Origin of the sequence: Actinoplanes sp. M2I2, from assembly GCF_023544445.1 — a bacterium.
Lineage (GTDB): Bacteria > Actinomycetota > Actinomycetes > Mycobacteriales > Micromonosporaceae > Actinoplanes.
On the sequence record NZ_JALPVJ010000016.1, the window covers coordinates 176,123 to 188,496 of the forward strand.

A 12,374-nucleotide genomic window follows, 5' to 3' on the forward strand; every position below is an offset into this window, starting at 1 on the left:
ATTGACCTTAATATAGCCACTGGCCGCATCTTGAGAATGGCACAACGAACGCGCAGCGCGGCTTGGACTTCTCATTGATCGAGGAGGAGAATTGCCTGATGCGGCAGCTTCAATTGTTCACCTCGGCGCAATTGTCGATCATGCGTGACCGGACGAGATCCCGGAAGTATTCTCCCGAGCGTGAGCAATTCCGTCGCGAACAGGCTCGCCGCCGCATCTGGGGCCTCGCCCGGAGACACGCTGAGAAATTGAGCCGCATTCGAGCCGAAGACGCGGAGCTGCACGCACCCAAATGCGCCGTCGGCCCAAGCGACAGCAAACCGGCGTCCCCCATGCCGCCCCACAGCGGCACAGTCGCCAACGACGACACGCGATGTGCGGCCGTCCCGAAGCGCACAGCCACGGTCAATCCGCCCGATACGGCCAATTCGACAGCGACTCCCTCACCAAGCATAGAGCGGCCAAACGAGCCGACGGTTGGTCGAGCCTGCTCAGCGATCACCACCCGGATGGACCCCCGCATCCCAGCGGTTCGCGCCGCCAAGGCATGTAAGCCATGGCAAGCCGCATCGAGCGCACCGATCGGAACACAGCGCGCTCCGCGCATTGTCCTGGCGTCGAGCAACTTTCGCTTCCACCAGCACGGGCAACATCGCCGACTGATCGCTTCTTGGGCGGGCTCCTTTCCATACAGCATTTCCGCCACCCGACCGAACTTCGCCCGGCAGCAAAGTCCGTTCCGGCGATCAGTTCACCCAAAGGCTTCACCCAGCGCAGGCAGTCAACCACGGGCGCCGAGCCGAACACATTCCGCAAATCATACGGCCGGACGCACACGACACCGGACGAAACCGTGACGGCGTCGGGAACTGGTCGCCGAAACTGTAAGCACGCGGGCGACGGTCATCCACGCCTTTCAGCAATGACATGACGGCGGCGTGGATACGGCGGAATGCGGTCGCCCTATGAGGCGGAAACATTCGGCTTAGATATATCAGGCGAATACATTCGGCTTGGGCATATCATGAGCCGAGGCCGGCGGCGGCCATGGTGAGACATGTTCCGGGCGCGTGAAAGGCTTCGCCCGGAATCCGACTCGACCGCCCCCCGCCACTGTCTCCATCGGTGCGGCCGTAACTCGACCTGACCGTCATCCATAGCGGCGCGATGGCAGTCGGCCCCGACAGCTCCCGGCCCGGTGCGAGTCGGCCTCGCGTGGCTCCGATCGGGTGGCGGTCAAGACGGCCGAGAGCAATACGGGCATGCGGTTCAATGGGCGGATGGAGAGCGACGAGGCTTCGCCGGTCGATGAGGTCGGGCGCGAGCGGCGGGAGCGGTTCGGGCGGCTGCCGGCTCGGGTGCGGCCGTCGGACACCGAGGAGTCGGTTGACACGCGCGGCGTTCCGGAACGGCCGGCCGCGGCGATGAACCGGAACCAGGTGGTGGCGCTGTTCGACGGCGCCTGAGCTTGGCGGTAATCGCGTCGACAGCGGCGACTTCCTTCCCTAGCGTGCCGTGACATGTCTTCGCCACCGGCCGGTGTGTTGCGCGCGTTCGGGGTCGAGGGGCCCGCCCGGGCTCTGGCCGGTGGGCGGGGGACGTCGTGGCTGGCCGGTGGGCTGGTGCTCAAGCCTGAGGCCGGGCCGGTCGTCGAGGAGCTCGATGGGCTGCGGTCCGGCGGGTTCCGGCTGGCGGCGCCCGCCCGTACGCGGGACGGGTCTTTTGCCTGCGAGGGCTGGTCGGCGACGCGCTGGGTGGCGGGCGCCGAGGCCGACTATGCGCAGGAGTCGACGTGGCGGGACATCCTCGCGGCCGGGCGGGCCTTCCACCGGGCCGTCGCCCACGTCCGACGGCCCGGTTTCCTCGCGGCGCGGCAGGACTGGTGGGCCCGCGGGGACCGGGCGGCCTGGGGCGAGCGGTCCGTCCGCTTCCGGCCCGAGTTCGCCGGGGTGGCGTCGTGGCTGGCCGGGGCGCTCGCGCCGCTCGGCGAACCGCAGCTGGTGCACGCCGACCTGACGCAGAACGTGCTGTTCGCGCCGGGGCTGCCGCCGGCGATCATCGACATCTCGCCGTACTGGCGACCGGCGGCGTACGCGGAGGGTGTGGTCGTCGCCGACGCCTTGTGCTGGCACGACGCGCGAGCCTCGCTCCTGGAGGCTGTCGGAGTGAGCGTGCCGGCGGTGGCCCGGGCGCTACTGTTCCGGATGGCGACCACCAACGAACGCGACGATGTACCGGACGTCCGTGACGAGGCGCGGCGCTATGAGCGGGCGGCTGCGGCCATCGGCCGGTGAGCGGGGGACGCATGAGCGAGCACACCGTCGTACGAGAAGTGGCCGGTCCCTGGTCGCTGGCGGCCAGCCGCGCCTTCTGGGAGGGGTTCGCGCCGGCTGCGCTGCGCGCGCAGAGCGACGAGGCCCTGCGGACGGTGTTCCGCGTGGAGCGCGATTGGTCGACGGCGAGCGTGACGGTCCGGCAGGACGGGACGGCGGCCCACATCACGGTCGGTGGCGACGGCGATCTGGACGCGGCGGCCGAGCAGACCGCCCGGTTCCTCGCCCTCGACGTCGACGGCCGGGGCTGGCCCGGGGTCGGCGCGCGCGATCCGATCATCGCGGCCGCCCAGAGCGAGCTGCCGGGTCTGCGGCCGTGCGGGTTCTTCTCTCCGTACGAGGCGGCCGCCTGGGCGGTGCTGTCGCAGCGCGTACGCATCACGCAGGCCGCGCGGCTGCGCTCGGACCTGTTCGGTGCCGATGGCGCCTTTCCCGCGCCGCAGCAGCTCCGATCGTTCGACGCCGACCTGCCGGGCCGAAAGGCCGAGTTTCTGCGCGCGGTCGCCGAGGCGGCGCTCGACGGTGTGTTCGATGGTTTACGCGAGCTCACGGCCGAGGAAGCCGTCGCCCGCGTGCGGCAGGTGAAGGGGCTCGGCCCCTTCGCCGCCGAACTGGTCGTGCTGCGCGGGGCCAACCACCCCGACGGTGTGCCGGGCCACGAGGCCCGTTTCGAGGCCGAGGTCGCCTTCCGGTACGGGCCGGAGGTGACCGCCGCGCAGGTGTCCGAGGCCTGGCGGCCCTACCGGACGTGGGCGGTCGTGCACCTGCGCGCCCTCCGCGAGCGCCGCACCGCCGAGATCAGTGGATAGTTCTCCCCCACCGGCCGCGCTGGACTGGATCGCCGAGACGACCGGTGGACCGGTCACCTGCGTACGCCGGCTCGCCGGGGGCACCCACGCCGCCACCCACCTGATCGGGGCCGGGGGCGACCCGGCCGAGGTCGTGCTGCGCCGCTTCCCTTCGGGGGACCCGGCGGCGGCCCACGAGGCCCGAGTCCTGACCATGGTGGACGGGCTGGGCGGGCTCGCGCCGCGGCTGCTCGCGGCCGACCCGTCCGGCGTCCGCTTCGGTGAACCGACGGTGCTCACGTGAGCTGGTGCCGGCTCGACCTGGCGCTGCTGCACGGGCCCGGCGTGGCCGACGTCTTCCTCACCGCCTACCAGGACGCGGCCGGGCTGGCTGTGCCCGATCGGCGGCGATGGGACCTGGTCGCGCTGGACAATTCTCACCGCGACGTTGAGTCGTGGGTGGCCAACTACCACGACCTCGGGCGGCTCGACCTGAGCCGGGCCGATCTGCGCCGGCGGCACACCGCCTGGCGATCGGCGGTCAACTGATCGGCACGCGCGGGAACAGGCGGCGGGCGGCGTCGCGGCACCGGGGGGATCGGCGCGGGGTCAGCGCCGTCGCGTGCCGCCGCCGGAAGGTCACGGGGCAGCGGCCCCCGTCGATCGGCGCGAGGGCCCGGCGGGCCGCCGGATCTCCGGCGCGCCGACGGCCACCGCGAGCCGGCCACCCGTGGGCGTTCATCCGCGCACCTGCCTTTCGCTCACCGGACACGAAGACTCCCGCCACCTGAACGTGGGAGTCGCGCGACAGTTCATCGGTAATCGGCCGGTCCGCGGTGCCGGATCTCACAGGCTGAACATGCGGGCCCGGAAACCGCCGCAACGGCTGACTTGGCTACCGTCGGACAGCGGAGGTGCCACATGAGCGTGATTTCCATCCGGAAGGTCGGCGACCCGGTGCTGCGTCAGGTCGCCGAGCCGGTCACCGTCTTCGACGCGGAGTTGCACAAGCTGGTCGACGACCTGGGTGAGACGCTCGCGCAGTCGCGCGGCGCGGGACTGGCCGCCCCGCAGATCGGCGTCGGCCTGCGCGTGTTCGCCGTCAACCCGGACCTGCCGGGCAACGACCTGCGACTCGACCACCTGATCAACCCGGGCCTGGAGTTCCCCGACGACGAGGAGCAGAACGGGCCCGAGGGCTGCCTGTCGATCCCGGGGATCTATCTGGACACCAGGCGGCGGATGAACGTCGTCGCCCGGGGCCTGACCAAGCACGGCGACCCGGTGCAGATCGTCGGCGCCGGGCTGCTGGCCCGCTGCATCCAGCACGAGACCGACCACCTCGACGGCGTGCTGTTCATCGACCGTCAGGATCCGGAGGGTCAGGAGCGGATCCTGGCCACGATCCGCGAGGCGGCCTGGTCGGACGCCCGGGTGAAGGTCAGCCCGCACTGAAGCCGGGCGGCTGAGGGACGGTCGACTCGTCCAGGCGGAAAGCACTTGCCGGCCAGGAAAGTGGAGCGCATACTTTGCTGGCCGGCTCCAGCCTGAGGAGAAAGCCATGGACCTTCCGCGCATTCCACCCGTCGACGCCGAGCTGGCCCTGGCTGAGGTGCGGGCCCGCCGCGCGGAGGTCGTCGAGGCCGATCTGGTGCCCGCGTGGTTCTGGCCGTCGATCGGTGGGCTGATGCTGCTGTTCGTGGCCTCGGTCGAGAGCGGACGTCCCTGGCTGGTCGCGACCGGCAGTGTCGCCTACGCCGCCGGGCTGGCCGGGCTGATCGTCGCGTTCGCGCGCCGGTCGCGCGTGCAGGTGCGCAACCGCCTGATCGGGGTGCGGGGCGGGCTGGCCATCGCGGCCTTCACCCTGGTGCTGGTCGCGGCCGGGCTCGGGCTGTCGTTCACGCTGGCCGCGCTCGGCGTTCCCGCGCCGGCCACGATCGGCTGCGTGCCGGTCGCGGCCGGGCTGGCCCTGGGCGGCCCGGCGCTCATGTCGCACCTGCGCGCGGTCATGCTCTCGCGGCCGCTCGGGGGCGTCCGATGACGGTCGAGCCGCGGTTCGACGAGCTGATCCACGCGCCCACGCGACTGTCGATCGTGAGCCTGCTGACCGCCACCGAGTGGGCCGAGTTCAAGTATCTCCGCGACCAGGTGGGGCTCTCCGACTCGGCGTTGTCCAAGCAGCTCACCACGCTCGAGGAAGCCGGCTACGTCGACATCCGGAAGGCCTTCATCGGCAAGCGGGCGCGCACGTCGGTGCGGCTGAGCGCGCTGGGCCGGCAAGCCTTCGCCGGTCACGTGGCCGCCCTGCAGGAGATCGTCGCCCGCTCCGGCCTGGCCGTGCTCCCCGACCCGGTCCAGGCCTTCTCCGACTGAGACCGCTGAGCCAGGACACACCCGGGCCGGCTTGGGGCATCACCGCAAGCCGGCCGCCATGTCCATCAGGTGCCCCAGCACGGCCTCGCCGCCGGAGCGCAGGCCGTCGTGCTCGTACTCGTTGGTCACCCAGGCCCGGACGTTGCCCACGGCGGCGGCCGTCTCCAGCGACAGGCCCGCGTCCACGTACATGTCGTCGTGGTAGACGGCGGCCAGCACCGGGATCTCGTTGGCGGACAGCCGGGCCCCGTCGTACAGCACGGGCCAGTCGTCGGCCTCGGCCAGCAGGCCGGCGGCGGCGGCGAACGGGCGCAGGGCGGCGATCTGCTCGAACATCCAGGGATACATCATCTCGCCGGTGAACAGCAGCGGGTCGGCGGCGGCGGCGAACCCCGGATGCCGGGCCAGCGCACGGTCGGCGGCCCAGCCGGTCGGTCCGCCGCCCGGCAGGCCGTAGCAGTACTCCTGCAAGGCATACAGCGGCTTGTCGACGAAGGCGGTCTGGGCCATCACCTCGTACCGGAAAGTCGCCGACAGGTGGTCGCCGTGCCACGCCTCGTCGAGCAACCAGTGCAGATAGGCGTAGCCGTAGCTCATGCCGAACAGGGTGCCGAGCAACCGGAACCGTTCGGCCGTCAGCCGGTCGCCGTCGGGCAGCCGCACGTCCTGCGCGGTCAGGTGATCGGCGATCCGGCGCACCGCCGCGGCATCGCCGGGGAAAGCCCGGTAGTAACCGGCGTTCTTCGCGGCGACCCGCGGATAGGTCCGCGCGTAGACCTCGTCGGCCGTCGCCGTCAGACCGGGCAGACCCCCGGTGACGTAACAGGTACGCAAGCCCTCGGGCGCCTGCGACAGATAGGTCATGGTCACGAAGCCGCCGTAGCTCTGCCCCAGCGTGTCCCAGCGCGCGCCGCCGGCTATCCGCGACCGCAGCACCTCGGCGTCGGCCACGATGCTGTCGGCGCGGAACAACCGCAGATAGGCGGCCAGCTCCTTGGCCGGGCGCTCACCGGCCGTGCGCGCGGTCAGCGGCGTGCTGCGGCCCGTGCCGCGCTGGTCGAGCAGCAGCACCCGGTGGGTCCGCACCGCCCGCCCGATCCACCCCTCGGCCCGCAACGGCCGCGGCGAACTGCCGCCCGGCCCACCCTGGAAGAACACCAGCCAGGGCAGATCGTCGCTCGCCCGGTCGGTCGCCACCACCTCGCGGGCGAACACCTCGATCGTCTCGCCGCCCGGATCGCGATGGTCCAGCGGCACGGTGACGGTGTGATCGGCGAAGCGCAGACCCGGGTGAGCAATCATGGCCTTACCCTAGGGCCGGCGTCTGACATAGAGGACGCTGTCGATGCGTCCGCCGTCCGGCGCGGGCAACATGCCGAGCTGGCGGGCCTCCACCTCGAAGCCGGCCGCCTGCAGCGCCTTCTGCGACGCGATGTTGCCGACGGCAGTGCCCGCCACGACGCGCTGCAGCCGCGCCTCGGTGAACGCCCACTTCGTGACCAGCTCGACGGCCCGCCGCGCGTAGCCCCGGCCGCGGAACGCCGGCAGCACCCCGTACCCGAGCATCCCCTCGCGGTGGTGCGGCTGGAAGTAGTACAGCGCGATCTGCCCGGCGAACGACCCGCTCCGCGCGTCCACGATGCTCATCGCGGCCGCCTCGCCGGCCAGCCAACGGCTTTCGGCGTACGCGAAGAGGCGCTCGACCTCCGCCCGGGGCGGCGCGACCGGCGGCACCGAGGTCGCCACCACCTCGGGCAGGCTGCGCAACTCGTACCAGCCGTCGAGATCCTCGGACCGCACCGGCCGCACCCGGATCACCCCGTCGGTGAGCTCACCGCCCGGCAGGTCGGGCAGCGCCCGCGGCGACGGCCCCTCGGGGTCGTCGGCCAGCCGGGCCCACACGACCAGGTCCTCCCGATCGGGTCCGGCGCCCCGCGCGATCCCCTCACGCCGATACCCCAGCGCGATCACGTCCCGCTGCGCGGCGGGATCGTCGAGACGAAGGCGGATCTCGGAGCGGTACGGCGGGGTCACACGATCAAATTACTGCGCGCCGACCCGGTTCGTGGCGGCGGCCGCCGACTCCCGCGCTGTCAGGTGTTGGCTCCCCGGGCGGCGACCCGCCAGCTGTCGACCTGGCTTCCACCGGAGACGACCACGAGCTCCTCCACGAGGTTGACGGTGGTGCAGACGTGGTTCGGAGCCACCCGCAGGACATCGCCGCGCGCCGGTGTCCCGTCCGGGAACTCGATGGTCGCGTGGTGCTCGGAGAGGGCGACGACGCGCGCGTCCGGCACGTCGGGCAGGCGGCCGAAACCGGTGGCCCAGGCCGGCCGGTCGGCTCCGAGGACCTTGCTGCCCGCGTCGACGATGGCGCGGTTCCCCGTACGGCTGACGACCGTCGCCGCCACGGTCAGGGCGACGTCGCCGAAAGCGCACGTGCCCAGTTCGACCTGCTGGGCGTCGTTGAACACGTACACGCCGGGCCGGATCTCGTTGACCGGTCCGAGATCGGCCAGCCCCGCCGTCGGCGTGGAGCCGCCGCTGCGCACCTCGGCGTGCGGGGAAGCGTCGGCGAGCGCACGGGCCTCGTCGGACGCGGCCGGCTCGCGCAGCCCCGGCCCGTAGCTGTGACCGGGGAAGGTGAAGACGCCGCGCACCCGGTGACCGAGCCGCTCGGCCGCACCGATGAGGGCCCCGGCCTCGGCCGGCTGCACACCGCTGCGGTGGTGGCCGCTGTCGACCTCGACCAGCACGTCGAGCGAGCCGACGGCCCGGGCCAGGGCTTCGGCACTCTCCACCGAGTCGACGCCGACCCGCAAGGCGACACGATCGGCCAGAGCGCGGAGGCGGCGGGCCCGCTCGGGCGAGGGCCAGATCGGGTACGCGATGAAGAGGTCGGTGACGCCGCCGTCGGCGAAGATCTCGGCCTCCCGGACCGTGGCGACGGTCAGACCGGCCGCGCCGTGCTCGATCTGACGACGGGCGATCTCGATGGTCTTGTGCGTCTTGGCGTGCGGGCGCAGCACGAGGCCGCGATCGGCGGCGCCGGCAGCCATGCGACGCACGTTGCGGTCCAGCACGTCGACGTCCACAGCCACGTAAGGGGTCTCCACGCGAGCATGATCGCAGCCCCTAAGCCATCCTAGGAACCTAGGCTCAAGAACGGAGCCTCGGTTCCCGGCGGCGCCCTGGAGCAGGCGGTGGCTACGGCTTCGTTCGGCGGCAGCAGCGGCAGCGGCAGCAGCGGCCTAGGCTGCGGCCATCCCGGCCGGGTGGCGATCGCCCATCTCGGCGAAGACGGCCGCGTTGAGCCGGAAGGCCAGCTGCGACTCGGCGACGAGTTCGTCGAGCTCGGCCGGGCTGAACACGGACGGCAGGAGGTCGAGCCGCTCGCGGTACGCGGACTTGTAGGCCTTGGGGTCCGCGATCCCGGCGAAGCTGTAGAACGCGACGCCGCCCGACCCGAGCCCGTACGTCCGGGCGACCGACCGGCCGACTATGAGCCCGCCGCTGAGGTCGCCCAGGTAGCGGACGTAGTGATGGGCGATGAAATGCGCCGGCGAGGTGTGGCAGTGCTCCCGCAGCCGTTCCACGTAACGGAGCGTCGCGGGCAGGGGCTGCACCGCCGCGGACCCGAGGTGGGCCACGTCGGCCTCGAGCGACGGCACCCGATCGAGCGCCGGATCGGCGAAACCGGAGGCGATCACGTCGGTCCGCATCGAGGCGGCGGCCGCCTCGAGCTCGCGGTAGATGTGCAGGTATTGCGCGGTCAGCGCCGCGAAGCCCGGATAGGACACCTGCCCAGACATGAGCCGGGAGATGAAGCTGCGGGTCTCGGCCTCACGGTGCTCGGCCATGGTGGCGCGACGGATCCGGGTGGCGAACTCGGTCATGGCCCACACCTTTCGAGCGACGTCTTAGGTCAGCCTCACCTAAAAGGCCGCCCCAAAGCAAGATCACCAGGGCCTTGACATTCGCCGCGCGGACCGGCGGCACGGCCGAGACCCCGGAGCTGCCGGGAGAGGAGCGCGCCGCGAGCGGCCGGAGAGGAGCGCGCCGCGAGCGGCCGGGAGAGGAGCGCGCCGCGAGCGGCCGGGAGAGGAGCCCGCCGCGAGCGGCCGGGAGAGGAGCCCGCCGCGAGCGGCCGGGAGAGGAGCGCGCCGCGAGCGGCCGGGCGTACCGGACCCGGCCGCCGGCGACAGTGCCCGCGATCAGTCGTCGTCGCCGTGCCGGCCGTGGTCGCCCCGGCCACCATGCCGATCGTCGTCACCCCCGCGGCCCCGGTCATCACGGCCGCGATCGTCGTCACGGCCCCGGTCATCGCGGCCCCGGTCATCGCGGCCTCGGTCATCGTCGCGGTCGTGGTCGGTGACGGCGCCGGTCCTGCGGTCGATGTCGAGGTCGTGCTCGACGCCGTTGAAGATCACTTCGACCTCCCAGATGGCCCGGCCGTGTTCGGTCTCCGCCTCGATCTTGGTGACCCGCCCGCCGCCGACCGTGGCCAGCGCCCTGGCCCGCGCCTGCTCGGCCGGGAACGAGACCGCGGCAGTACCGGCGGCGCTGCCGAGCCCCGTCGACGCCGAGCCGCTGCCGCGCGGCGTCGGTGTGACCGAGCCGGGCTCGGCCGTCCGGAACGGCGACGGCGACGCCGACGCCGACGCCGACGAGGATGGCGACGAGGAGAAGCTGGGGTCGTCCGACGGGGTCGTCCGACGGGGTCGAGCTGTCGGCGGCGGCCAGCGCCGTTCCCGCGACACCGAAGACCGCGGCCGCACCGACCGCGGCAGCGAGGGCATACGAGCGCTTCATGACTTTCCTCCAGGTTGTCGGTTGTTGACCCCTGGAGACTCTCCCGTTCCGGGATAGCGGCGCGCTGCATGATCGATAAGGCCGGGTTAAGGCCGGCCGAGCCGCATCGTCACGACCGAGCCGTTCTCGCTGCCGGTGATCTCCAGCTGCCCACCCGCCGTCTGGGCCGCCCGCCGGGCGATGTCCAGGCCCAGGCCGGTCGAGTCGCCGCCGCTCACCCCGCGGCGGATCAGACCGGCCGGCATCCCGGGCCCGCGGTCGGCGATCGTCAGGACCGCGCCGCCGGGCGCCGCTTCCAGCCGTACGGAGAAGGGGGTCCGGTCGGGGGTGTGGGCGAAGACGTTGCCGAGGAGAGCGTCGATCGCGGCGCCCAGCTCGTCGGCCGACACCGCGACCGGCTGCGGCCCGGGCCCCCGGTCGACGGTCATCTCGCGCCCGGTGTCCTCGGCCAGCACTGCCCAGAACGCCGCCCGGTCGGCCACCACCGCGGCGGCGTCGCAGCCGGCCGGCTCGGCATCGGCGTCCGTGCGGCGCCGGGCCTGCTGGATCAGCCCGCTCACGGCCCGTTCCAGGGCGTCGGCGGCCGCGCTGAGCCGGGCGCTCTCCTCGGGGTCGCGCAGGCCCTCGGCTTCGAGGCGCAGGGCGGTCAGCGGCGTCCGCAGCCGGTGGGACAGGTCGGCGACCTGTTCCCGTTCGGCGCGCAGCAGCTCCTGGATACGGCCGGCCAGGTGATTGAGCGCCCCGGCGACCTCGCGGACCTCCCGGGGCCCCTCGGGGGATGCCCGCGCGGTGAGCTCGGCGCCGGCGAGCCGGTGGGAGACGTCCGAGAGGTCGGTGATGGGCCGCACGATCGTACGGGCGAGCCGGTCGGCCACCAGGACGCCGAGCGCCACCAGCAGCGCGCCCAGCCCGAAGAGCACCAGCCAGGACCGGGTGACGCCGGCGCTGCCCTCGGCGGGCGAGACGACCGTACGGATGACCGCCGGCCCGTCGGGGCGGCCCTGCACCGCCACGACGATCTCCCGGCCGCCGCCCGAGGCGACGGTGAGGCTCTGGCCCAGGCCGGCCAACCGCACCGCGGGCGTCCGGGGTGCGGCCGTGCCCAGCACCGTGTCGCCCGGCAGGAAGACGGTGATCGGGCGCCCGGTGGTGGCGGCCAGCTGCTCGACCGTGACCCTCAGATCGGCCGGTTCGGCCGTGCCGACCTGCGGCACGATGCTCTGGATGTCGGCGGTCGCGCGCACGGTCGCCCGGTCCTGCGCCACCTGCCGGACGAGCAACGCGAGCGGCACCAGGAAGGCGATCATCATGAGGCTGGTGGTGGCCAGCACGAGCAGGGTGAGACGGCTCCTCACGGCTGCGGCTCCGGCGCGCCCAGCCGCACCCCGACGCCGCGGACGGTGTGCAGGTAACGGGGCGCGGTGGCACTCTCCCCCAGTTTGCGGCGCAGCCACGAGAGGTGCACGTCGACCGTCTTGTCGGCGCCGCCGTACGGGATCTGCCACACCTCGGTGAGCAGTTCGCGCTTGGTGACCACGTGCCCGGCCCGGGTGGCCAGGTGGTGCAGCAGGTCGAACTCGCGCGGCGTCAGCTCGACGCTCTCGCCGGCCAGCCGCACCTGCCGGGCCGCCGGGTCGATCGTCAGCTCGCCCACGGTGATCGACGGATCGGCCGGCGGGGTCGCGCCACGGCGCAGGACGGCCCGGATCCGCGACTCGAGCTGCGCCGCCGTGAACGGCTTGACCACGTAGTCGTCGGCACCCGCGTCGAGCACCCGGACGATCTCGGCCTCGTCGTCGCGCGCGGTCGCCACGATCACCGCCACCTGGCTGACCGCCCGCAGCATGCGCAGCACCTCCCGGCCGTCCAGATCGGGCAGCCCCAGGTCCAGGACGACGAGGTCCGGCCGGTCGGTGAGGGCGGCCCGCACTCCGTCCATGGCCGTCGCCACCGAGGCGACGGCGTGGCCGCGCTCCTTGAGCGCCCGCAGCAGCGGGGTGCGGATGGTCGCGTCGTCCTCGATCAGCAACAGCCGGGCCATTGGCCGAGGGTAGTCGCCCGGGCCGCC

At 72.7% G+C, this 12,374-nt stretch carries 15 protein-coding genes; 8 read left to right on the forward strand and 7 right to left on the reverse strand.

What is annotated here, in order from left to right; all coding sequences use genetic code 11:
* The first annotated feature begins 1,229 nt into the window (after positions 1–1,229).
* The 8 genes from HJC40_RS30715 to HJC40_RS30750 all read left to right on the forward strand — a co-directional run bounded on the left by HJC40_RS30715 (position 1,230) and on the right by HJC40_RS30750 (position 5,494).
* Entirely contained in the window at positions 1,230–1,466 is a 237-nt protein-coding gene (locus tag HJC40_RS30715; protein WP_250006402.1) for a hypothetical protein, read from the forward strand.
* Between the two features lie 54 nt (positions 1,467–1,520).
* The gene (locus HJC40_RS30720; protein ID WP_250006404.1) at positions 1,521–2,294 is read left to right on the forward strand and encodes a hypothetical protein; all 774 of its coding nucleotides are present in this window, start codon (positions 1,521–1,523) and stop codon (positions 2,292–2,294) included.
* Between the two features lie 11 nt (positions 2,295–2,305).
* On the forward strand, positions 2,306–3,142 hold the full coding sequence (locus tag HJC40_RS30725) for a DNA-3-methyladenine glycosylase (RefSeq protein WP_250006407.1): 837 nt from the start codon (positions 2,306–2,308) through the stop codon (positions 3,140–3,142).
* Entirely contained in the window at positions 3,135–3,425 is a 291-nt protein-coding gene (locus tag HJC40_RS30730; protein WP_250006409.1) for a hypothetical protein, read from the forward strand. Before HJC40_RS30725 ends, HJC40_RS30730 begins: the two co-directional genes overlap by 8 nt.
* Complete coding sequence (locus HJC40_RS30735) at positions 3,422–3,670, forward strand: hypothetical protein (RefSeq protein ID WP_250006411.1); 249 nt, start codon at positions 3,422–3,424, stop codon at positions 3,668–3,670. The genes HJC40_RS30730 and HJC40_RS30735 overlap by 4 nt, the downstream gene beginning before the upstream one ends.
* A 372-nt stretch (positions 3,671–4,042) precedes the next feature.
* Entirely contained in the window at positions 4,043–4,576 is a 534-nt protein-coding gene (gene def, locus HJC40_RS30740) for a peptide deformylase (protein WP_250006413.1), read from the forward strand.
* A gap of 106 nt (positions 4,577–4,682) precedes the next feature.
* On the forward strand, positions 4,683–5,162 hold the full coding sequence (locus tag HJC40_RS30745) for a hypothetical protein (protein ID WP_250006415.1): 480 nt from the start codon (positions 4,683–4,685) through the stop codon (positions 5,160–5,162).
* Positions 5,159–5,494: a transcriptional regulator gene (locus HJC40_RS30750; RefSeq protein WP_250006417.1), complete on the forward strand. Its 336-nt coding sequence runs from the start codon at positions 5,159–5,161 to the stop codon at positions 5,492–5,494. The genes HJC40_RS30745 and HJC40_RS30750 overlap by 4 nt, the downstream gene beginning before the upstream one ends.
* Before the next feature lie 39 nt (positions 5,495–5,533).
* Here the strand turns inward: HJC40_RS30750 and HJC40_RS30755 are convergent, their stop codons facing one another.
* The 7 genes from HJC40_RS30755 to HJC40_RS30785 form a co-directional block, all read right to left on the reverse strand.
* Complete coding sequence (locus tag HJC40_RS30755) at positions 5,534–6,796, reverse strand: alpha/beta fold hydrolase (RefSeq protein ID WP_250006419.1); 1,263 nt, start codon at positions 6,794–6,796, stop codon at positions 5,534–5,536.
* Between the two features lie 9 nt (positions 6,797–6,805).
* Positions 6,806–7,528 (reverse strand): GNAT family N-acetyltransferase, encoded by a 723-nt coding sequence (locus HJC40_RS30760; protein ID WP_250006421.1) that lies wholly within the window; start codon positions 7,526–7,528, stop codon positions 6,806–6,808.
* 59 nt (positions 7,529–7,587) lie between these two features.
* Positions 7,588–8,610 carry an alanine racemase gene (locus tag HJC40_RS30765; RefSeq protein ID WP_250006423.1) on the reverse strand — a complete coding sequence of 341 codons (1,023 nt, stop codon included), beginning with the start codon at positions 8,608–8,610 and terminating at the stop codon, positions 7,588–7,590.
* A 135-nt stretch (positions 8,611–8,745) separates the two neighbouring features.
* A complete protein-coding gene (locus HJC40_RS30770; RefSeq protein ID WP_250006425.1) occupies positions 8,746–9,390 on the reverse strand; it encodes a heme oxygenase (biliverdin-producing) in 645 nt (214 codons plus the stop codon).
* A gap of 318 nt (positions 9,391–9,708) precedes the next feature.
* Complete coding sequence (locus HJC40_RS30775; RefSeq protein ID WP_250006427.1) at positions 9,709–10,293, reverse strand: PepSY domain-containing protein; 585 nt, start codon at positions 10,291–10,293, stop codon at positions 9,709–9,711.
* A 99-nt stretch (positions 10,294–10,392) separates the two neighbouring features.
* Positions 10,393–11,661, reverse strand: coding sequence for a HAMP domain-containing sensor histidine kinase (locus tag HJC40_RS30780; protein ID WP_250006428.1), 1,269 nt, complete (start codon positions 11,659–11,661; stop codon positions 10,393–10,395).
* The gene (locus HJC40_RS30785) at positions 11,658–12,347 is read right to left on the reverse strand and encodes a response regulator transcription factor (protein WP_250006429.1); all 690 of its coding nucleotides are present in this window, start codon (positions 12,345–12,347) and stop codon (positions 11,658–11,660) included. The genes HJC40_RS30780 and HJC40_RS30785 overlap by 4 nt, the downstream gene beginning before the upstream one ends.
* Positions 12,348–12,374 lie beyond the last annotated feature (27 nt).

Bases quoted from the DNA above. Each gene is read 5' to 3' on its own strand.
- HJC40_RS30720 (WP_250006404.1), top strand. From the start codon at position 1,521: ATGTCTTCGCCACCGGCCGGTGTGTTGCGCGCGTTCGGGGTCGAGGGG.
- HJC40_RS30725 (WP_250006407.1), top strand. From the start codon at position 2,306: ATGAGCGAGCACACCGTCGTACGAGAAGTGGCCGGTCCCTGGTCGCTG.
- def (WP_250006413.1), top strand. From the start codon at position 4,043: ATGAGCGTGATTTCCATCCGGAAGGTCGGCGACCCGGTGCTGCGTCAG.
- HJC40_RS30745 (WP_250006415.1), top strand. From the start codon at position 4,683: ATGGACCTTCCGCGCATTCCACCCGTCGACGCCGAGCTGGCCCTGGCT.
- HJC40_RS30750 (WP_250006417.1), top strand. From the start codon at position 5,159: ATGACGGTCGAGCCGCGGTTCGACGAGCTGATCCACGCGCCCACGCGA.
- HJC40_RS30755 (WP_250006419.1), bottom strand. From the start codon at position 6,796: ATGATTGCTCACCCGGGTCTGCGCTTCGCCGATCACACCGTCACCGTG.
- HJC40_RS30770 (WP_250006425.1), bottom strand. From the start codon at position 9,390: ATGACCGAGTTCGCCACCCGGATCCGTCGCGCCACCATGGCCGAGCAC.
- HJC40_RS30775 (WP_250006427.1), bottom strand. From the start codon at position 10,293: ATGCCCTCGCTGCCGCGGTCGGTGCGGCCGCGGTCTTCGGTGTCGCGG.
- HJC40_RS30785 (WP_250006429.1), bottom strand. From the start codon at position 12,347: ATGGCCCGGCTGTTGCTGATCGAGGACGACGCGACCATCCGCACCCCG.